The sequence below is a fragment of the Rhizobium sp. RSm-3 genome, assembly GCF_001854685.1.
In the GTDB taxonomy this organism is placed as follows: domain Bacteria; phylum Pseudomonadota; class Alphaproteobacteria; order Rhizobiales; family Rhizobiaceae; genus Rhizobium; species Rhizobium ecuadorense.
In genome coordinates, this window is record NZ_MAWZ01000002.1 from 1 (window position 1) to 18,641 (window position 18,641).

The following is an 18,641-nucleotide window of genomic DNA, read 5'->3' on the forward strand; positions in this document are numbered from 1 at the left end:
CAATCGCAAGCAAAATGCGCAGGGCAAACTGGAACAAAGAATTCTTCTTCCAGCTCTTTGCTCATATGCGATAGCCCTGCCCACAAGGGGGAGGGACTAAGCTGTGTTGTCCGGCGGCAACCAAAAGCAAAGGTCTTGCTGGCTGTTACCGTTCGACGGATTGATACGATAGAGTTTATGTGAAGCGGTGCGGCATCTTAGCCCCTCCCCCTTGTGGGGAGGGGTTGGGGAGGGGTTTTCCTTCCGCAACGAGAGGGCAGCCTCCCATCACGGCAGCGTATAAGCAATCACATAATCGCCGGGTTTGGTGCCGACCGAGCCGTGGCCGCCGGCGACCATGACGACATATTGTTTGTTGTCGTCAGTCGTATAGGTCATCGGCGTCGCCTGGCCGCCGGCGGGAAGCCGCGCCTGCCAGAGTTCTCGCCCGTTCGTCACGTCATAGGCGCGCAGATAGTTGTCGACCGCGGCTCCGAGGAAGGCGACGCCGCCCTTGGTCAGCATCGGTCCGCCGATGCCGGGCACGCCCACCTTGAAGGGCAGGGGCAGCGGCGTCATGTCGTGCACGGTGCCGTTCTTGTGCATATAGGCGATCTTGCCGGTGCGCAGGTCGACGCCGGCGACATAGCCCCATGGCGGCGCCTGGCAGGGGATTTTCAAGAGCCCGAGGAACGGGCCCATGAAGACGCCGTAGGGTGCGCCGTCATTGCGGTTCAGCCCCTGTTCGCTGCCCTTCTCGTCCTGGCCGCGCGGCGGAATGTCGGCGGCCGGCACCAGACGCGAGGTGAAGGCGAGATAGGTCGGCATGCCGAACATGATCTGCCGCTCGGGATCGACCGCGACGCTGCCCCAGTTGAAGGTTCCGAAATTGCCCGGATAGACGATCGTGCCTGCAAGCGACGGCGGCGTATAGCGGCCCTCGTAGCGGTAGCGGTGGAAATCGATGCGGCAGGCGAGCTGGTCGAACAGCGACACACCCCACATGTCCTTTTCCTTCAGCGGCTCGGGCGAGAAGCTGAGGTCGGAGATCGGCTGCGTCGGCGCGGTATGATCGCCCGAAATCGCGCCGCCGGGTGCCGGGATCTCCTTGACCGGGATGATCGGCTCGCCGCTGCGCCGGTCGAGCACATAGAGATCGCCCTGCTTGGTCGGGCCGACGAGGGCGGGAACCACCGTGCCATCCGGCTTCGTCAGGTCGATCAGCGCCGGCTGGGCCGGCACGTCCATGTCCCAGAGATCGTGATGCACCGTCTGTCGCACCCAGCGCAGCTGACCGGTGGCGATGTCGAGGGCGACGATCGAGGAAGAGAATTTCTCGACATTGTCGCTGCGGTTGATGCCGAGCTGGTCGGGCACCTGGTTGCCGAGCGGGATATAGACCATGCCGAGGCCCTCATCGACGCTGAAGACCGACCAGCTGTTCGGCGAATTGGTCGTATAGGTCTGGCCGGCGGCAAGCGGTGTCGTCACATCGGGATTGCCGGAATCCCAGTTCCAGATCAGCGCGCCGGTCTTGATGTCGAAGGCGCGGATGACACCGGACTGCTCCTCGGTCGAATAATTGTCGTTCACCGCCCCGCCGACGATGATCTTGCCCGCCACCGCCACCGGCGGCGAGGTGGAATAATAATAACCGGCCGGATTATAGCGCATGCCGGCTTCCAGATGCAGCACGCCCTGATCGGCAAAGCCGGTGCAGACCTTGCCGTCCGCCGCATCGAGCGCGATCAGCCGGGCATCCGAGGTCGGCAGGTAGACACGTTCGGCGCAGGGCTGGCCGGCGGCGACATCGGGATCGGCATAATAGGTGACGCCGCGGCAGGTCTGGTGCTGCCGGTCGGGGTTCATGCCGGAGTTGGCGTCGTATTTCCATTTCTCCTTGCCGGTCTTGGCGTCGAGGGCGATCGCCCAATTGTGCGGGGTGCAGAGATAAAGCGTGTCCTTCACCTTGAGCGGCGTCACCTGATAGGTCGTCTCGCCGACATCCTCAGGCCGCTTGACGTCGCCGGTCTGGTATCGCCACGCCTCCTTCAGGCTGGCGACATTCTCCGTGGTGATCTGGTCCAGCGGCGAATAACGCTGGCCGAAGGGCGTGCGGCCATATTGATGCCATTCGCCATCCGGCACATTGCCGCCGAAAGCGGGATTGGCGGCGACCTGATCCTTCGGCAGCTCTCCGGCAAGATCGTGCGGATCCGTGGTCATCGAATAGAGGGCGACGAGGATGGCGAGAAGAACCGGCACGGCGAGCGGCCAGGGATTGGCGCCGTAGGTGATGCCGGTCGGGCTGCGAAAGCCGAGCGGCCGGCGGATCCAGGGCGTCAGCAGCCAGAGCCCGAGCAGAATGATCATGCCGCCGCGAGGCCCAAGCTGCCACCAGTCGAAGCCGACCTCCCAGATCGCCCAGGCGAGTGCCGCGACGACGAGCACCGCATAGACCCAGAGCGCCACCGCCTTGCGCATCAGAAGCAGCCCGGCGGTGATCAGGAACATCAGCCCGGCGAACAGATAGAAGACGCTGCCGCCGAGCGTGACGAGCCAGAGCCCTCCGCCGCCGAGCGTAAGCCCGATGATGATGAAGAGGATAGAGGTGATGACGATCGCCATAAGGCTGTCTCCCGCTTGATTTAGCCGGGTGAAGGGGCGGCGGAAAATCGCCGCCGATCAGCCAGATAGCGCGAGGGAGATGCCTTTCAACGGCCGCATTTGCCGCAGGCCTATGTCACGGTACGGTTGTATTGAGCCTGCTTACGTCCCGCAGAAAGTCGCGAGCACCCGTTCGCTCGGCTTCGGCGGCTCCCTATAGGCGGCAAAGCCGGGCTGGTCCTCATAGGGTTTCGCAAGCACGGTCAGCAGCTCTTCGAACAGCGAAAAATCGCCGTTCTCGACTGCCGCCTCGATCGCCTGTTCGATGCGGTGATTGCGCGGAATGAAGGCCGGATTGACGCGGCGCATGGCGGCGGCGCGCTCAGTCGCCGTCTGCGGATCGCGCGACAGTCTCTCGCGCCATTGCGCAAGCCAGGATCCGCAGGCCTCCGGCTCCCGGAAGCTTGCCGCAAAGGCAGGCTCCGCGGCATCGTTGCCGGCAAAGTCCGACAGCCGCCGGAAGGTCAGGGTGAAATCGGCGCCCTGCGCCTGCATCAGCGTCAGCAGCGCCTGCACCAGTTCGAGATCGCCATCCTCTTTGCCGGCAAGGCCGATCTTTCCCAGCATGCCGGCCAGCCAATGTGCCTGGAAGCGTTCGCCATAGGCGCGGATCACGCCATTCGCCTTGTCGACCGCGCCGTCCGGCTCTTCGTCGATCAGCGGTAGCAGCGTCTCGCCGAGCCTTGCCAGGTTCCATTGGCCGATGCCGGGCTGGTTGGCATAGGCGTAGCGGCCATGCTGGTCGATCGAGGAGAAGACGGTCGCCGGATCATAGGCATCCATGAAGGCGCAGGGACCGAAATCGATCGTCTCGCCGGAAACCGTCATATTGTCGGTGTTCATCACCCCATGGATGAAGCCGACATGCAGCCATCGGGCAATCAGTGCCGCCTGGCGCTCGGAGACTGCCTCGAACAGGGAAAGGTAGGGATTGTCAGCATCTTTCAGCGCGGGATAGTGCCGGTCGATGACATAATCGGCGAGCGCCCGCACGCCGTCGCTATCGCCCCGCGCCGCAAAATACTGGAAGGTGCCGACCCGGATGTGGCTGGCCGCCACCCGGGTGAAGACCGCGCCCGGCAGCACCTCTTCGCGATAGACCGGCTCGCCCGTCGTCACCGCCGCCAGCGCCCGCGTGGCGGGAATGCCGAGGGCAAACATCGCCTCGCTGACGATATATTCGCGCAGCACCGGCCCGATTGCCGCCCGCCCGTCGCCGCGGCGGGAAAACGGGGTCGGCCCGGCGCCCTTCAGCTGGATATCGAAGCGCCTGCCGCTCCGGTCGATCACCTCGCCGAGCAGGATCGCCCGCCCGTCGCCGAGTTGCGGCGAGAAGCCGCCGAACTGATGGCCGGCATAGGCCATGGCCAGCGGTTGCGCCCCTTCGGGCACGAGATTGCCGGAAAAGATCGCCGCGCCGTCGCGCCGCAGCGCCTCGACGTCGAGCCCGAGTTCGGCCGCCAGCGGTTCGTTAAGCTTGATCAGCCAGGGCTCCGCCACCGCAGTCGGCAGCTGCGCCGCAAAGAAGTGCTGCGGCAGGCCGGCATAGCTGTTGTCGAAGGCAAAGGCCGCACCGGGCCGGTTTTTCTCAAGAGCGGAGGTCATGATCGATAGGTAGGGCCGGGCGGCCTGCGGCGCAAGCTCTTCACGAAGCATGAGGCCGATGCAAGCAATCGTGATCTGCTTTTCCCTCTCGTCAAAGCTGCTTTGCCATAAAGGACATAGCGCCGCCATGATCGCGGGCGTATACCAAATCGTCTCCCCTTGGCATTACGCCATGTCATCCCCCGCGGCCCTGCAGCCTCGTGTGCTCCGCCGCGCCACCGTGAGTGATTCCGGACGATGTCGGATCAGATTTACCAGGCGCCGATGGTTCGGCGCGCCGCGCCCAATTTCCGGGTGATCGCGATGATCGTCGCGAGCGCGATGCTGATGGAAAACATCGACGCAACCGTGCTGGCGACGGCGCTTCCCACAATGGCGCGCGATTTCGCCGTCAGCGCGCCTGCCATGTCGATTGCGCTCACCTCCTATCTCCTCAGCCTGGCGATCTTCATTCCGGCGAGCGGCCGGATGGCCGATAGTTTCGGTTCTCGCACCGTCTTCCGCGCGGCGATCGCCGTCTTCGTCATCGGCTCCATTCTCTGCGCGCTGGCGCCGACGCTGTCCTTCCTGGTGCTGGCGCGGCTGCTGCAGGGCCTGGGCGGCGCGATGATGATGCCGGTCGGTCGCCTGGTGCTGATGCGCAGCGTCGCCCGCAAGGATATGGTCAGCGCCATGTCCTGGCTGCTGGTGCCGGCGCTGATCGGCCCGATCGTCGGCCCGCCGCTCGGCGGCTTCTTCGTCACCTATCTCGACTGGCGCTGGATCTTCTACATCAACGTGCCGGTCGGCATCATCGGCATGATCTTCGTCTCGATCTATATCGACGAGGTCAAGGGCAAGGCGAGTGGTCCCTTCGATACGATCGGCTTCGTGCTCTCCGGCCTCTCGCTCGGCTCGCTGCTTTTCGGCTTCGAAATGTCGAGCCACGAAGGCGAGGGCGCCTTCTCGATCTTCCTGATCGCCCTCGGCCTGCTCTTCGGCATCGCCTATCTCAGGCATGCCCGCCGGCATCCGTCGCCGATCATGGATTTCTCGCTGATGAAGGTGCCGAGCTTCGGTACATCGGTCATTGCAGGTTCGCTGACGCGCATCACCCAAGGCGCGCAGCCCTTCCTGCTGCCGCTGCTCTTCCAGATCGGCTTCGGCCTGTCGGCTGCCGCGGCCGGCCAGATCGTCATCGCCACGGCGCTCGGCGCGCTCGCCATGAAGCCGATGGCGAAGTTCGTCTTCCGCCGGCTGGGCTTCCGCCGCAGCCTCGTCCTCAACGGCATCTTCGGCACCGTCGGTTACGGCCTCTGCGCCGCCTTCCGGCCGGATTGGCCGATGCCGCTGATCTTCATCTTCCTGGTGCTCAGCGCCTTCTTCCTGTCGTTCCAGTTCACCGCCTATAACACCATCGCCTATGACGAGATCGACAAGGAGCGGATGAGCTCGGCCACGAGCTTCTACACCACCTTCCAGCAGCTGATGCTGTCGCTCGGCATTTGCATCGGGGCCTTGGCGCTGCACGGCTCGATGGCCTTCAACAATGTCGAAACGCCTGAGCTCAGCGATTTCTCCACCGCCTTCATCGTCGTCACCATCATCTCGATCACCGCCACCTTCTGGAACTTGCGCTTCTCCGCGACCGCCGGCGAGGAGATCAGCGGTTACAAGGCGAAGCGAACGAAACCTGCCGCTGAAGGCTGACGCGACGCGCGTGAAAACAAAGGCTTGAGGTCCCTCGCTTGAATCAAACTCTGCGCCGGCCCCTCAGCCTTCCATCGCAGCCGCCATGTCTGCGAGTTTGCGCACGGTGTTGAGATTGCGCGAAGTTCCCGGCTTCAGCGCCGGCAGTTTCAGCTTCGAGCGGCCGGAACCGTTGGGATAATGCACATAGATTTCGCAGGTCCCGAGCTTCGCTTCCTCGCCATCGGGCGCCACCATCTTTTCGAGTGCATCGGCGGGCGGATTTTCGGGGAGGAAATAGACGAGCAGAAAATTCGGCTTGGCGTCGGGGAAGGGCGCGTTGGCGGCAATCGCGTCGAGTTCCTTAGCGCTCCGCACCATCACGCCCGGCCGCTTGCCCATCTTCTGACCGAGCGCCGCGTCGAGCTTTTCCTCTACGACCGTTGCGGAATCACCCGAGCGGAACAGCACATTGCCGCTCTGGATGTAAGTTTTCACATCCGTGAAGCCGAGGTCTTCGCAGGTTGCCTTCAGCTCGGCCATCGGCAAGGAGCCGGTGCCGCCGACGTTCACAGCACGCAGGAGGGCGATGTAAATTGGCATTTCCTCCTCCCTCGGCTGTTGTACCGTGCCAGCCCCCTCTGCCCTGCCGGCCCCACAGGTGGGGAGATTGGCTGGGAGCGCTGGCTTGCCCAAACAAGTGACGTCGCGGCCCGGTGAAACGATAGACGGACGCGAAGGTTTGGCGACTTGCCGATCTCCCCACCTGTGGGGGGTCCGAAGGACGGGCGAGACCCGTGGCTCGCCCCGGGCCCGGCAGGGCAGAGGGGGGCAACCACGGCATGCCTTACGCTATTCCCCTCTATCAACCCCTCACATCTTCCCCGCCACCTTGATCGCAAACGCATACTCAAACGCAATCTCCTCCAGCCGCTGGAAGCGCCCGGACGCGCCGCCGTGGCCGGCGTCCATATTGGTCTTGAGCAGGATCGGTGCGGCGCCGGTGGTCTCCTCACGCAGCTTGGCCACCCATTTGGCCGGCTCCCAATAGGTGACGCGCGGGTCGGTCAGGCCGCCGAGCGCCAGGATCGGCGGGTAGGCTTTGGCGCCGACATTGTCGTAGGGCGAATAGGCGGCGATCTGCTCGTAGTCTTCGCGGCTGTCGATCGGGTTTCCCCATTCCGGCCATTCCGGCGGGGTGAGCGGCAATGTGTCGTCGAGCATGGTGTTGAGCACGTCGACGAAGGGGACGGCGGCGATGATGCCGGAAAACTTCTCCGGCGCCATGTTGGCGACCGCGCCCATCAGCATGCCGCCGGCCGAGCCGCCCTCGGCGATGATCTTCGCGTAGGAGGTGAACTTCTGTTGATTCAGATAATCGGCCGCGGCGACGAAGTCCTTGAAGGTGTTCGTCTTCTTCTCCATCTTGCCGTCTTCGTACCAGGCAAAGCCCTTGTCCTTGCCGCCGCGGATATGGGCGATGGCATAGACGAAGCCGCGGTCGGCGAGCGACAGGCAATTGGTGTTGAAGCCGGCCGGAATGGTGATGCCGTAGGCGCCGTAGCCATAGAGCAGGCAGGGCGCGCTGCCGTCGAGCGGCGTGTCCTTGCGATAGAGCAGGGTGACCGGCACCGTCTCACCGTCCCATGCCGGAGCAAAGACGCGGCGGGTGACGTAGTCGTCGGGATTGTGGCCGGACGGCACCTCCTGCGTCTTCAACAGCGTGCGCTCGCGCGTCACCATATTGTAGTCGTAGAGCTGCGACGGCGTCGTCATCGAGGAATAGGAGAAGCGGATGACATCGGTGTCGTATTCGGCGGCACCCGAAAGCCCCAGCGAATAGGCTTCCTCGGCAAAGGCGATCGCATGTTCCTCGCCGGTCTTCCGGTCGCGGATCATGATCTGCGGCAGCCCGTCCTTGCGCTCCAGCCAGAGGAGATGGCGGGCATAGGCCATATGGCTGATAACAAGCGTGCCGGGCTTGTGGGCGACCACTTCGCGCCAGTTTTCCTTGCCCGGATTGTCCACCGGCGCTTCCATGATCTTGAAATCCTTGGCGCCGCCGTCATTGGTGAGAATGTAGAAGATGTCGCCGCCCTCGGTCAGCGAATATTCGATGCCTTCCTCGCGCGCCGCCACCAACTTTGGCTCCGCCGTCAGATCCTTGGTCGACAGCAGCCGGTATTCGCTGGTTTCGTGGTCGTGAATGTCGATATAGATGACATCGTCGAGCAGCGAGCCGCCGACGCCCATGAAGAAGCCGGCATCGGCTTCCTCATAGACCAGCCGGTCTGCCGACTGCGGCTGGCCGAGGATATGGTGGAACACCTTCGACGGCCGGTGGTTCTCGTCGAGCGCCGAATAGAAGAAACTCTTGCCGTCAGGCGCCCAGACGCCGCCGCCGCCGGTATTCTCGATCACGTCGTCGAGATCCTGGCCGCTCGAGAGGTCGCGCACCTTCAGCGTGAAGAACTCCGAGCCCTTGTCGTCATAGCCCCAGATGCCGTGGCTGTGATCGCTCGTATGGTCGAGGCCGGCGAGGCGGAAATACGCTTTGCCGGCGGCTTCCTTGTCGCCGTCGAGCAGCACCGTGCGGATCGTCTCGTCGGCAACGTCGCCGTCGCGGGCGATGCGGAAATAGCGCGGCTGTTCGCCGCCGGTGACATAAAACGTGCCATAGGCATAGGCGCCGTCCTTCATCGGCACCGAGCTGTCATCTTCCTTGATGCGGCCGCGCATTTCGGAAAACAGCACCTTCTGCAGCGGCTTGGTGTCCTCCATCGCCGCGTTCATATAGGCGTTTTCGGCTTCGAGATGCTGGCGGATCTCGGGATCGAGGATCGAAGGATCCTTGAACATCGCCTGCCAGTTATCGGCGCGCAGCCAGGCATAATCGTCCGTGCGGGTAATGCCGTGGCGCGTATCGGAGACGGGCTTCTTCGGGGCGGCGGGCGGTGTCGGCAGGCTCTTGAAAACGGACAAGGAATGGCTCCGGATCGGGATATCAGTTTGGCAAGAGATAGAGGCGCGCCGCCGCCGGATCAAGCGGCAAGGCTGCGCCAAGAGTGCGGGCGGCCTTCCACAGACAAGGAGGCGGCTCGGCTCGCCCTGCCTTGATGTCACCACAATATTTAAGAATGTCCGCTATCGCAGAGCGAAATTTACACGTGCCAAGCCCCCGGCAAGCTGCCCGGGGCAGGGTGAAGACTGGACAACAGCAAGGGATTTTCTCAGCAATGCCGAAACGTCTGCTCCTGTTCGTATCCCTCATCGGCCTTGCCGCCCCCGCCTTTGCCGTCGATCCGGCCATCAAGAAGCAGCTGGAAAAACTCGATCCCTCGACGCGTCTGGAGCAGAGCTGCGACACCGAGGCGATGAGCCGCATCAACCAGGACAGCACCGGCTTCAAGCCCGACAAGGTGATCGCCTATACCTTCAAGGACCCGATCCCCGGCGACAATTCGCTGCAGGCGCCGGGCGCCGTCTTCCGCAGCAAGGGCGACTGGTACCATCTCTCCTACAATTGCATCACCGGTCCGCAGCATATCAACGTGCGCGAGCTCAATTACCAGATCGGCGACAAGGTGCCGCGCGAGAAGTGGGACAAATATTATCTCTACGATTGATGCTGTTGCCTTTGTTCGGGTAGCGGCGGTGACATCCGGCCACATGGCGCCATAGAGAAGCAGCCGCTAAAATCGGCCGACGAAATCGTAGAAGTCCTGATATGAACCGTATCCTGCTCGCTTCGGCGTTGCTTTTCGCCGCGATACCAGTCGCATCAGCGGATGAAATACCGCCGGCGCCGCCGGCCGTAGCCGCTTCGGCAACAAAGACGCCTGAAGTAAAACTCGTCGAGCCGCATCTGCATATCGCCCGCTCCAACCTTGCCGGCCATGCCCGCATCGCGCTGACCTTCGATGCCTGCATGGGGCAGGCAGACGAGCGCATCCTGTCGACCCTGGTGCGCGAGCGCATCCCGGCGACGATCTTCGTCACCGCCCGCTGGCTGAGGCACAACCCCGCTGCCCTTGCCGTGTTCCTGCAGAATCCCGATCTGTTCGAACTGGAAAATCACGGAGAGAACCATATTCCGGCCGTCGATACGCCGACGCTGATTTACGGCATCGCCTCGGCCGGCTCGCCGCAGGCGGTGAAGCAGGAAGTCGAGGGCGGCGCCGCGGCGATGACCGCGGCCGGCATTCCGGCACCCCACTGGTTCCGCGGCTCAACCGCCAAATACGACCTTTCCGCCATCGGCGAAATCCGCGCCATGGGCTATCGCATCGCCGGTTATTCGGTAAACGGCGATGGCGGCTCGCTGCTCGGCGCCGTGATCACCGAAAAACGCATCGCCTCGGCCAAGGACGGCGATGTCGTCATCTCCCACATCAACCAGCCGACCCATGCGGCAGGCGAGGGGGTAGCGAAGGCGCTAGTTGATCTGAAGGCGAAGGGCACGGAATTTGTTCGTCTGGAGGACGTCGAGGATATGGGCGACGATCGGACGACGGAGTAAATTCTGTAAGGGCTGCCACGGCACGCTCGTTAATCCCAAGCCTTTACCTCAACTCACTCCCAGCCCCCAGCCTATCCTCCCCAAACCGCCGCAGGCCCGGCCCATCCCGGTCGAGCGCGAAATCCTCGAACCAGTCGCGATGCATGCCGGCCAGCATGGCGCCGATCATCTGGGCGGCGAGATAGGAGAAGGTGATGCCGTTGCCGCCGTAGCCGTAGGCGGCAAGGACATGCGGCATGCCGGGCACGGGACCGATCAGCGGCAGGCCGTCGGCGGTTTCGCCGAAGGTTCCGCACCAGGCGTGTTCCACCCGCGTATCGGCTTTCGGCCATAGCCGCTTCATCTTCTCGCGAATTGCCATGATCTTTGCCGGCAGCTTGTGGTCGCGGGCTTCGGGATCGGCCGTGCCGTCATCCTCGCCGCCGGCGACGATGCGATCATCCTCGGTCGTGCGCATGTAGAGATAGGGGTGGCTGTCCTCCCAGATCAGCGCCCTGTCGCGCCAGAAATTTTCGGGGTCCTGGGGTACGGTGGCGAGCGCCCAGCTCGAACTGGTGCGGTGCAGCTTCGGCATATCGATGCCCGGCATCGAATAGCCGGTCGCAAGCACGGCGCGCCGCGCCTCGATGACATGGCCTGCGTCCGTCTCCGCGGTGACGTGATCGCCTTCGCTGTGAAGCGCCGTGACGGAAGCGTTGACCAGCCGCGCGCCGCGGCGGACGGACATTTCGAGCAATGCCCAGGTCAGCAGCAGCGGATCGGCCTCGGCCGAACCCGGCGAATAGATCGCGCCGTCCCGGTCCAATTCGAACTGGGTGAAGAGATCGGGATGTTCGAGGTAGACGCCGGGCAGACCGGCCCGGCGGCGCAACTGGCGCTCCTCCAGCAGATCGCGCGCCCCTTCCTGGTTGGCGGCGAGATAGAGCGTGTTGCGCGGCCGGAATCCGCAGGCAATCCCGTGTGCGGCGATCAGCTTGGAAAGGCCGGCGACCGCTGCTCCGCTGCGGCGGTAGATGCCGGCGGCGCGTTCGAAGCCGTAATAATCCTCAAGCTCGGTGAGCGTGCTGTCGATTTCCCATTGCAGCATCGCCGTGCTCGCCGCGGTACTGCCGAAACCGGGTTGCTCTCGGTCGATGATGACAACGGAAAAGCCGCGCGCCGTCAGATGTTCGGCAACCAATGCGCCGGTGATGCCGCCGCCGATCACGGCGACGTCGGCGGAAAAACTCTGCTCGATCGGCCGCCATTCCGGCCGAACCCCGCTTTCCCCCCAGAGAGAGCGGCCGCTGACCATCTGGTCGTGATCGGATTCCTTGAGATCGAGATCAGATGCCACGGACGTCTCCCCGGTCGCTCATTTCGGCAATTGCGGCTGCGGCTTTTCCTCGATCAGCAATTCCTCGATGATGGTGATGACGATCAGCGACAGCGGCAGGGCCAGCATGGCGCCGACGGCCCCCCACATCCATGTCCAGAACAGGATGGCGAGGAAGACGATAAAGGGATTGATTTCCAGCCGCCGTCCCATCACCGCCGGGAAGATCAGGTTTTCCATGACGAGATGCACGGTAAAGAAGGCCGCGGCCGGCATCAGCCCGATGACGAGGTCATCATGGGTGAGGATGCCGGCGACCGCGACCGCAAACGTCATCAGCGTGATGCCGAGATAGGGAATGAAGCTCGACAGGAAGGCGAAGAAGCCCCAGAGCACCGGCGCCGCCAGCCCGCCCGCATAGGCGATGATCGTCATGACGACGCCGAGCCCGACATAGATCAGCGAGGCGGTGGCGAAATAGAAGCCGAGCACCTGCTCGACGGCATTGATGACGCGGATGGCCGCCAGGCGCTGCGTGCGGGTGCGGAAGGTCATGATGATCGTCTTGCGCAGGTTGACGCGGCTGGCGAGAAAGAGCAGCAGCGCCGCGAAGAAGATCAGCCCCTGCACCAGCGCCGGCGTCAGGCTTGTGGTCACCACATGCAGCACGTTGCCGGTGTTTTCGAGCAGCGCGCCGATCGACATCGGCCCGCTTTCGAAGGTCGCCGGGGTGATATGCAGCCATTCGATGCGCTCGAGATAGGGCATGACGCGGTTGATTGTCCGCTCGGCAAAAGCCGGCCCCTCATTGGCAAGCGTCATCAGCGGGCCGGCGAGCGAGTTGATCAGCAGGAAGATCACCAGAGCCACGCTGCTCGACAGCATGACGGCGTTGGCAAGCCGCGGCACGCCCATCCGGCTGAGTTTTTCCGCCGCCATGCCGAGGATCATGCCGACGACGACAGCAAGAGTGATCGGGATCAGGATCAGCGACATCAGGTAGACGGCGGCAAGCCCCAGAATGCCGAAGATGCCGATGATCGCCCAGGCCATGCTGATATCCAGCCCGTCCTTTTCAAGCCGGTGCAGCGGTGCCGGCGGCAGCTCTTCGGCTGCCTCCCTCAGCGTCTGCGCCCAGGCGCTGGTGCGGCGTTCGCCGATCGCGATCTTCTTGGCCTGTTTGCGGATGCCATTGGCGATGCCCATGCGGTGAGGTCCCCGAAGCCCCATTGCTTCGTCACGGAAACGCGCCGACGCGGTTCCGGTTCCGTGGGGGCCTCCAGGGCACATGCCTCATGTTCACGCGGAGAGCACTACCGCGCGTGAACGACTGTCGTGGCAAGGAAATTACGCCGAAAGCGTCAGGCCGATCCCCCAGGGGTCCCTGAGGAAGGTACCGCCATCGCGCTTCTCGCTCTTGATCTCCAGCGCATCGAGCTTGGAGATCGCCGCATCCAGCGTCGCCTTGTCGTTGAACCGGAGCTTGTAGTCCGAAAGCCCGGTGATATTGTCGGCGCGTGCCGTAGCACCCCGGCTGTTCCAGATATTGGCGGCGATATGGTGATGGTAGCCGCCGGTCGCAAAGAAACTTGCGCCGGGACGGCTCGCCATCAGCTTGAGACCGAGCACGTCGCGGTAAAAGGCGTCCGCTTGTGGAATATCGCCGACCTGCAGATGCAGGTGGCCGATCGCCGTTCCATCAGCCATGCCGCCCCAGCGCTCGTCGGGTGCGCTGTCATAGAGCGCCTGCAGGTCGAGGCGCAGCGTCGCCATCTCCACCATGCCGTCCTGCTGGAACTTCCATTGTTCATGCGGCCGGTCGGCATAGATTTCGATGCCGTTGCCCTCCGGGTCGGACAGATAGATCGCCTCGCTGACGAGGTGGTCCGAGGCGCCGTCGAGCACGACATTGTTGTGTGCCGCGTGGCGCAGCCAGCGTGCGAGTTCGCCCCGGTCCGGCATCAGGAAGGCGGTGTGGAAAAGGCCGGCGGCATTGCGCGGCGCGATGGCGGCATCTTTGGCGGTCGTCAGCGTCAGCAGCGGCAGATCGCCGACCCCCAACACTTGCCCGCTCGCCGTCTTCTCGATGACCTTCAGGCCGAGCATCGATTGATAGAAGCCTGAAACAAGATCGAGGTCCGCCACGACGAGATGCGACTGGTCGATATAGGCGGGCCGCGTCAGCGCATAGGAAGTTTCGGTCCTCATGGATTGTTCTCCTGCCACGGATCTGGCCTGTAGAATGGAAGGCGCGCCGGCGGTGGCGGCAAATGTGCCGCCCGCAGCAAGGCCGAGGAAGTTTCGCCGGTTCATTCGCCACTGTCTCCTCTGGCCTGCCGTACTTGATACCTATATGGCCGATTGCGATTGTTCACAGAAGTCCGGATTTTGACGATGAACTGTTGAGCAGGCGTTGACGATGATTTGCGCCCACTTGATCGCGGTCAAAGCGTCCATATCTTCTTTAGAGGATACTTATACATCTCAGTCATGGAGGGAGCCATGTACAGGAAGATCATCGTCGCGATCGCGCTCGGCGGCATCGAAAAGGGAGAGAAGATCCTCCGCAAGGCCGCGTCCTTGCTCGACGACGGCGGCGAAATCGTCGCGCTCAACGTTATCGAGGATGTGCCGACCTATGTCGCCATCGAACTGCCGGCCAATATGGTCGAGGACGCCATGCAGGACAGCCGCGACCAGTTGCACGCGCTGATCGCCTCAACCGGCATTGCGGCAACCGTGGAGATCCGCAACGGCCCGCCCGCCAAAGCAATCATCTCGACCGCCGAAAGTTACGGTGCCGACCTCATCATCGTCGCTTCGCATGTTCCGGATTTTTCCAACTACTTCATCGGCGCCACCGCCGACCGGGTCGTGCGCCACGCCAAATGCTCGGTGCTGGTCGACCGGCAAAAGGTTTGATTTGCGCGAGTCGTCCCGCCGCCGAACAGCCTGTCACGAAGATTTACCGGCCGTGCGCTTTGCCGCGGTTGCGCGCCCGTTCGTTCGATGCGACGATTGCAATCGGGTCTGAAACGGATTGGCGTGCATGGCCGAGTTCAACGGCATTCGCTGGGCTTACGACAGATATGAACTGATCGCCGACGGTATCGTCCATGGCGTCGGTCTCGTGCTGGCGCTGATCGGGGCCACGGTGCTGATCTTCTACGCCACGCTCTGGAGTTCCAATGGCGCGCTCGCCGCCGCCTGGATCTATGGCGTCGGGCTGGTGCTGACGCTTGCCATTTCCTTTTCCTACAATGCCTGGCCGGTCTCGCGCACCAAATGGTATCTGCGCCGCTTCGATCATTCGGCGATCTTCCTGTTGATCGCCGCCACCTACACGCCTTTCCTCGAACGCGGCGCCGACGATCCGCTGCTCCTCTTCATGCTGGTGGCGATCTGGCTGTTTGCCGCCGCCGGCATCGTGCTGAAATGCGTCTTCCCCGACCGTTACGACCGTCTTGCCATCCTCCTTTACCTCGCCATGGGCTGGAGCGGCGTGCTGGTGGCCGGCCCTGTGGCCGCGCGCATTCCCACCGCCTCGATGCTGCTGATCGTCATCGGCGGCGTCATCTATTCGCTCGGCGTCATCTTCCATGTCTGGGAGAAGCTGCGCTTCCAGAACGCCATCTGGCACGCTTTCGTCGTCACCGCCGCGGCGGTGCATTATTCGGCCGTCTTCACTTGCTTCAGCCTGTCGGCGCCGGGTGTCTGACAAGGGCTGTTCCCGACGCAGCCGGCACGCTGCATCCGCCGTTTACATCTTCAGGAGCGGGGCGTATGCCATCCCGGCAGTCAATTCGAACCGGGCCATCATGACAGACGCCGTCCTCCTCCGCGACGCCACCGAAGCTGATCTTTCCGCTATCCGCGATATCTACAATCACGCCGTCGAACACACGACGGCGATCTGGAACGATACGCTGGTCGATCTCGAAAACCGGCGGGAATGGATGAGGGCGCGTAAGGGCCGCGGCTTTCCTGTCATCGTCGCCGAGCTGTCGGGCAAGGTCGCGGGCTACGCCTCCTACGGCGATTGGCGGGCCTTCGACGGCTATCGTCACACGGTCGAGCATTCCGTCTATGTCGATAAGGATTGCCGCGGCGCCGGCGTCGGCGAGCGGCTGATGCGCGAACTGATCGTCCGGGCGGTCGCCGGCAATATCCATGTGATGATCGCCGGCATCGAGGCCGAGAATACCGCTTCGATCCGGTTGCATGAAAAACTCGGTTTCCGCATCGCCGGCAGATTTTCCGAGGTCGGCACCAAGTTCGGCCGCTGGCTGGACCTCACCTGCATGGAGCTTCGCCTGCCCTCGGTCTGATCCGGCACTCCCGGCAAGCCCCGGCATTGCCATTGTGAACGGCGCTCACCATCTTTTTATTGTAGTCTGAGCTGTGTAAGAAAGTGCAGGCAGCCTGCTTCGTGGGCGGCTTCAGAATGGTATGGAGGTGTACAGTTCAATGGCAATGCACGGATCGTCGCTCGGTCTCCTTGCCCTCGTCCTTCTGGCATTTCCGCAGGCTGCCGCCCGGGCCGCCGATTGCGGCAACCTGGCCTCGCCGAAGCTCGACTGGCAGGAATGCACCAAGAAGAACCTGATGCTGCAGGGCAGTGATCTCGAAGGCGCTAACCTCTTCGGCACCGATTTTTCGCTGACCGATCTCGCCGGCGCCAATGTCAAATCCGCCAATCTCGAAAAGGCGACTTTGGTGCGCGCCTCGCTCGAGGGCGCCCACGCCGAAGGCGCCAACTTCGCCAAGATCGAGGCCTATCGCGCCAGCTTCGCCAATATTGCCGCCGACGGCGCGTCCTTTGCCGGCGCCGAGCTGCAGCGCGCCAATTTCGCCGGCGCCCGGCTTGCCGGCGCCAGCTTCGAAAAGGCCGAACTCGGCCGCGCCGATTTCGACAAGGCGGTGCTGACGGGCGCGAAATTCGCTTTCGCCAATCTCTCCCGCGCCGATCTCTCCAACGCCACTTTCGAAGGCCCCGCGATCTTCGAGCGCGCTTTCATGTTCCTGACCCGCATCGAAGGCCTCGACCTCTCGGCTGCATCCGGCCTCGAACAGGCCCAGATCGACCTCGCCTGCGGCGACACCTCGACCAAGCTCCCCGCCGGCCTGTCGGCACCGACGACCTGGCCATGCCCTGCTGAGCATGAGTAGTCGGGCGAGCCTCGCCAGCCGGAGCGTCGTCCTGAAGGCGCGGTAGCGCCGAAAGCTGCCCCTCACCCTAGCCCTCTCCCCGTTTTACGGGGAGAGGGGACGTGCCCTGCGAGACGCTGGTGAGGGACGGAGAGGTTGCGGCATATCCCCTTCGCCCCGCAAGCGGGGAGAAGGTGGCGGCAGCCGGATGAGGGGCTGATCGCCTCGTATGAATTTGCCCTATGCTTTGTCCGTAATATAAAGGTGGAACTCCACCTTGCCTCCATCTGAGCTCGCGGCTTTGACGAATGTCTCCCGCCGCCGATGCACCCGCTCCGCGACGCGTTGCGAGCGCGTATTGTCGGGCCTGACGATGGAGACGATTCGCGATAGGCCAAGAGAATCGAGCGCGTGGTCCCGGCAGGCGGCGGCAGCCTCGCCCGCATATCCCTTGCCCCAGTGATCGCGCAGCAAATGGTAGCCGATTTCGGGTTCCAACCCCGCGGATGTTTCCTGCAGCGTGATTCCGCAATCGCCGAGCAGCGTCCCGCTCTGCCGGTCCGTCACCGCCCAGAGGCCGAAGCCATGATTGGCATAACTGTCGAAGGCGAGGCGCTGAAACCAGCTTGCGGTTTCGTCGACGCTCTTGATGCCCGGGTAATAACGCATGCATTCTGCATCGCCGAAAATGCGGTGGAGAAGCGGTAGATCGGCAGTCGTGATCTCCCGCAGCGTCAGCCGGTCGGTACTGAGAATATCTCGCGCCATCGGCCTTCTCCTGCCCGTTGGATTACCCGTCCATCAGTGGCCCAACGCGTCGGGATGAGCCGCTTGCCACGCCGAACGCCTATTCCCCCGCCTCGAACACCATGGAATGGCCGTTGATGCAGTAGCGCAGGCCGGTGGGCGGCGGGCCGTCGGGGAAGACGTGGCCGAGATGGGCTTCGCAGCTGCCGCAGCGGATTTCGGTGCGAACCATGCCGAAGGCCGTGTCGCGATGCTCGGTCACCGCATCGGGCGAGACGGCCTCGAAATAGCTCGGCCAGCCGCAGCCGGCATCGAACTTCGTGTCGGAGCGGAAAAGCGGGGCGTTGCAGCCGACGCAGCGGTAAAGCCCTGTCTCGAAGGAATCCCAATAGGGGCCGGTGAAGGCGCGCTCGGTGCCGTGCTGGCGGGTGATGCGGTATTGCTCGGGGGTGAGCTGCTCTTTCCATTCCGCATCGGTCTTGTGGATCTTGGCGGTGGTTGCAGTTTCGGACATGCCATGCTCCTTTCGCCGAGGGGCGGTTCCATCTTGCCAGAAAATGTGGTGCGCCATCGGCAGTTCATCAAGACTTGGGCACCATCCTGCCCCATTCGCCATGTACCGCTTTTTGGGGAGGACGCTTGCTCTTACATCCGTGAGGGGTTTTCTGTTAGGGTTAATGTTACGTGTATTGGGGAATCACTGGTGTTTGAAGCAGCAATCGTCCTGCTCTACGGCCTCGTAGCCGCAGCCGCCATGGCGGTCACGCTGCTGGAAGGCTGGGCCAATCATGACGGCTTGACGTTCCATCGTCTGGCCGGGCTTTTCGCCTGCCTGCTGTGGCCGCTGACGCTTGTGGTCTTTATCCTGCACGGCTGCGTCGTCCGGCTGCTGACGCGTCTTTCCCGATCGGCCGCCTGATCGCGTCGAACATCTCTTGCCGCCGAAATCGCTTGAGACGCCCTCCCGTTTCGCCTAAGTCAGAAGACAGGCTG

17 protein-coding genes are annotated in these 18,641 nt (G+C 63.2%); 8 read left to right on the forward strand and 9 right to left on the reverse strand.

Going from position 1 to position 18,641, the window contains the following annotated elements:
• Positions 1 to 267: 267 nt before the first annotated feature.
• Both BBJ66_RS03235 and BBJ66_RS03240 read right to left on the reverse strand, forming a co-directional pair.
• The gene (locus BBJ66_RS03235; RefSeq protein WP_071085017.1) at positions 268 to 2,607 is read right to left on the reverse strand and encodes a glucose/quinate/shikimate family membrane-bound PQQ-dependent dehydrogenase; all 2,340 of its coding nucleotides are present in this window, start codon (positions 2,605 to 2,607) and stop codon (positions 268 to 270) included.
• 141 nt (positions 2,608 to 2,748) lie between these two features.
• Complete coding sequence (locus BBJ66_RS03240; protein WP_071085705.1) at positions 2,749 to 4,251, reverse strand: protein adenylyltransferase SelO; 1,503 nt, start codon at positions 4,249 to 4,251, stop codon at positions 2,749 to 2,751.
• Between the two features lie 237 nt (positions 4,252 to 4,488).
• Here BBJ66_RS03240 and BBJ66_RS03245 point away from each other — a divergent pair, with 237 nt between their 5' ends.
• Positions 4,489 to 5,940 carry an MFS transporter gene (locus BBJ66_RS03245; RefSeq protein ID WP_071085018.1) on the forward strand — a complete coding sequence of 484 codons (1,452 nt, stop codon included), beginning with the start codon at positions 4,489 to 4,491 and terminating at the stop codon, positions 5,938 to 5,940.
• A gap of 63 nt (positions 5,941 to 6,003) precedes the next feature.
• Here BBJ66_RS03245 and BBJ66_RS03250 read toward each other — a convergent pair whose 3' ends face one another.
• Together BBJ66_RS03250 and BBJ66_RS03255 are read right to left on the reverse strand one after the other, a co-directional pair.
• Positions 6,004 to 6,522 (reverse strand): DUF1697 domain-containing protein, encoded by a 519-nt coding sequence (locus BBJ66_RS03250; protein WP_071085020.1) that lies wholly within the window; start codon positions 6,520 to 6,522, stop codon positions 6,004 to 6,006.
• A gap of 270 nt (positions 6,523 to 6,792) precedes the next feature.
• Positions 6,793 to 8,901 carry a S9 family peptidase gene (locus BBJ66_RS03255; RefSeq protein ID WP_071085022.1) on the reverse strand — a complete coding sequence of 703 codons (2,109 nt, stop codon included), beginning with the start codon at positions 8,899 to 8,901 and terminating at the stop codon, positions 6,793 to 6,795.
• Between the two features lie 254 nt (positions 8,902 to 9,155).
• Between BBJ66_RS03255 and BBJ66_RS03260 the strand changes: the two genes are divergently transcribed.
• Together BBJ66_RS03260 and BBJ66_RS03265 are read left to right on the forward strand one after the other, a co-directional pair.
• Positions 9,156 to 9,545, forward strand: a complete 390-nt coding sequence (locus tag BBJ66_RS03260) for a DUF930 domain-containing protein (protein WP_049734453.1) — start codon at positions 9,156 to 9,158, stop codon at positions 9,543 to 9,545.
• A gap of 101 nt (positions 9,546 to 9,646) precedes the next feature.
• The gene (locus tag BBJ66_RS03265) at positions 9,647 to 10,438 is read left to right on the forward strand and encodes a polysaccharide deacetylase family protein (RefSeq protein ID WP_071085024.1); all 792 of its coding nucleotides are present in this window, start codon (positions 9,647 to 9,649) and stop codon (positions 10,436 to 10,438) included.
• Between the two features lie 43 nt (positions 10,439 to 10,481).
• Here the strand turns inward: BBJ66_RS03265 and BBJ66_RS03270 are convergent, their stop codons facing one another.
• The 3 genes from BBJ66_RS03270 to BBJ66_RS03280 all read right to left on the reverse strand — a co-directional run bounded on the left by BBJ66_RS03270 (position 10,482) and on the right by BBJ66_RS03280 (position 14,066).
• Positions 10,482 to 11,774, reverse strand: a complete 1,293-nt coding sequence (locus BBJ66_RS03270; protein WP_071085026.1) for an NAD(P)/FAD-dependent oxidoreductase — start codon at positions 11,772 to 11,774, stop codon at positions 10,482 to 10,484.
• An 18-nt stretch (positions 11,775 to 11,792) separates the two neighbouring features.
• Positions 11,793 to 12,959 carry an AI-2E family transporter gene (locus tag BBJ66_RS03275; RefSeq protein ID WP_071085028.1) on the reverse strand — a complete coding sequence of 389 codons (1,167 nt, stop codon included), beginning with the start codon at positions 12,957 to 12,959 and terminating at the stop codon, positions 11,793 to 11,795.
• A 141-nt stretch (positions 12,960 to 13,100) separates the two neighbouring features.
• Complete coding sequence (locus BBJ66_RS03280; RefSeq protein ID WP_190238012.1) at positions 13,101 to 14,066, reverse strand: VOC family protein; 966 nt, start codon at positions 14,064 to 14,066, stop codon at positions 13,101 to 13,103.
• Between the two features lie 189 nt (positions 14,067 to 14,255).
• Between BBJ66_RS03280 and BBJ66_RS03285 the strand changes: the two genes are divergently transcribed.
• The 4 genes from BBJ66_RS03285 to BBJ66_RS03300 all read left to right on the forward strand — a co-directional run bounded on the left by BBJ66_RS03285 (position 14,256) and on the right by BBJ66_RS03300 (position 16,922).
• Positions 14,256 to 14,675, forward strand: coding sequence for a universal stress protein (locus tag BBJ66_RS03285; RefSeq protein WP_049734449.1), 420 nt, complete (start codon positions 14,256 to 14,258; stop codon positions 14,673 to 14,675).
• 127 nt (positions 14,676 to 14,802) lie between these two features.
• A complete protein-coding gene (gene trhA, locus BBJ66_RS03290) occupies positions 14,803 to 15,471 on the forward strand; it encodes a PAQR family membrane homeostasis protein TrhA (RefSeq protein WP_049734448.1) in 669 nt (222 codons plus the stop codon).
• Between the two features lie 100 nt (positions 15,472 to 15,571).
• Entirely contained in the window at positions 15,572 to 16,081 is a 510-nt protein-coding gene (locus BBJ66_RS03295) for a GNAT family N-acetyltransferase (RefSeq protein ID WP_049734447.1), read from the forward strand.
• Positions 16,082 to 16,220: 139 nt separating this feature from the next.
• Positions 16,221 to 16,922 (forward strand): pentapeptide repeat-containing protein, encoded by a 702-nt coding sequence (locus tag BBJ66_RS03300; protein ID WP_049734446.1) that lies wholly within the window; start codon positions 16,221 to 16,223, stop codon positions 16,920 to 16,922.
• 219 nt (positions 16,923 to 17,141) lie between these two features.
• On the opposite strand, the gene BBJ66_RS03305 is transcribed toward BBJ66_RS03300, so the two are convergent.
• Positions 17,142 to 17,669 (reverse strand): GNAT family N-acetyltransferase, encoded by a 528-nt coding sequence (locus BBJ66_RS03305; protein WP_071085030.1) that lies wholly within the window; start codon positions 17,667 to 17,669, stop codon positions 17,142 to 17,144.
• A 79-nt stretch (positions 17,670 to 17,748) separates the two neighbouring features.
• Entirely contained in the window at positions 17,749 to 18,162 is a 414-nt protein-coding gene (gene msrB / locus BBJ66_RS03310) for a peptide-methionine (R)-S-oxide reductase MsrB (RefSeq protein WP_049734445.1), read from the reverse strand.
• Between the two features lie 189 nt (positions 18,163 to 18,351).
• On the opposite strand from msrB, the gene BBJ66_RS03315 reads away from it, so the two are divergent.
• A complete protein-coding gene (locus BBJ66_RS03315; protein WP_049734444.1) occupies positions 18,352 to 18,567 on the forward strand; it encodes a hypothetical protein in 216 nt (71 codons plus the stop codon).
• Positions 18,568 to 18,641: the final 74 nt, after the last annotated feature.

Coding starts and splice junctions, on each gene's coding strand:
- BBJ66_RS03245 (WP_071085018.1), top strand. CDS start 4,489: ATGTCGGATCAGATTTACCAGGCGCCGATGGTTCGGCGCGCCGCGCCC.
- BBJ66_RS03285 (WP_049734449.1), top strand. CDS start 14,256: ATGTACAGGAAGATCATCGTCGCGATCGCGCTCGGCGGCATCGAAAAG.
- BBJ66_RS03275 (WP_071085028.1), bottom strand. CDS start 12,959: ATGGGCATCGCCAATGGCATCCGCAAACAGGCCAAGAAGATCGCGATC.
- trhA (WP_049734448.1), top strand. CDS start 14,803: ATGGCCGAGTTCAACGGCATTCGCTGGGCTTACGACAGATATGAACTG.
- BBJ66_RS03300 (WP_049734446.1), top strand. CDS start 16,221: ATGGCAATGCACGGATCGTCGCTCGGTCTCCTTGCCCTCGTCCTTCTG.
- BBJ66_RS03260 (WP_049734453.1), top strand. CDS start 9,156: ATGCCGAAACGTCTGCTCCTGTTCGTATCCCTCATCGGCCTTGCCGCC.
- BBJ66_RS03250 (WP_071085020.1), bottom strand. CDS start 6,522: ATGCCAATTTACATCGCCCTCCTGCGTGCTGTGAACGTCGGCGGCACC.
- msrB (WP_049734445.1), bottom strand. CDS start 18,162: ATGTCCGAAACTGCAACCACCGCCAAGATCCACAAGACCGATGCGGAA.
- BBJ66_RS03265 (WP_071085024.1), top strand. CDS start 9,647: ATGAACCGTATCCTGCTCGCTTCGGCGTTGCTTTTCGCCGCGATACCA.
- BBJ66_RS03305 (WP_071085030.1), bottom strand. CDS start 17,669: ATGGCGCGAGATATTCTCAGTACCGACCGGCTGACGCTGCGGGAGATC.
- BBJ66_RS03295 (WP_049734447.1), top strand. CDS start 15,572: ATGACAGACGCCGTCCTCCTCCGCGACGCCACCGAAGCTGATCTTTCC.
- BBJ66_RS03235 (WP_071085017.1), bottom strand. CDS start 2,607: ATGGCGATCGTCATCACCTCTATCCTCTTCATCATCATCGGGCTTACG.
- BBJ66_RS03280 (WP_190238012.1), bottom strand. CDS start 14,066: ATGAACCGGCGAAACTTCCTCGGCCTTGCTGCGGGCGGCACATTTGCC.
- BBJ66_RS03240 (WP_071085705.1), bottom strand. CDS start 4,251: ATGACCTCCGCTCTTGAGAAAAACCGGCCCGGTGCGGCCTTTGCCTTC.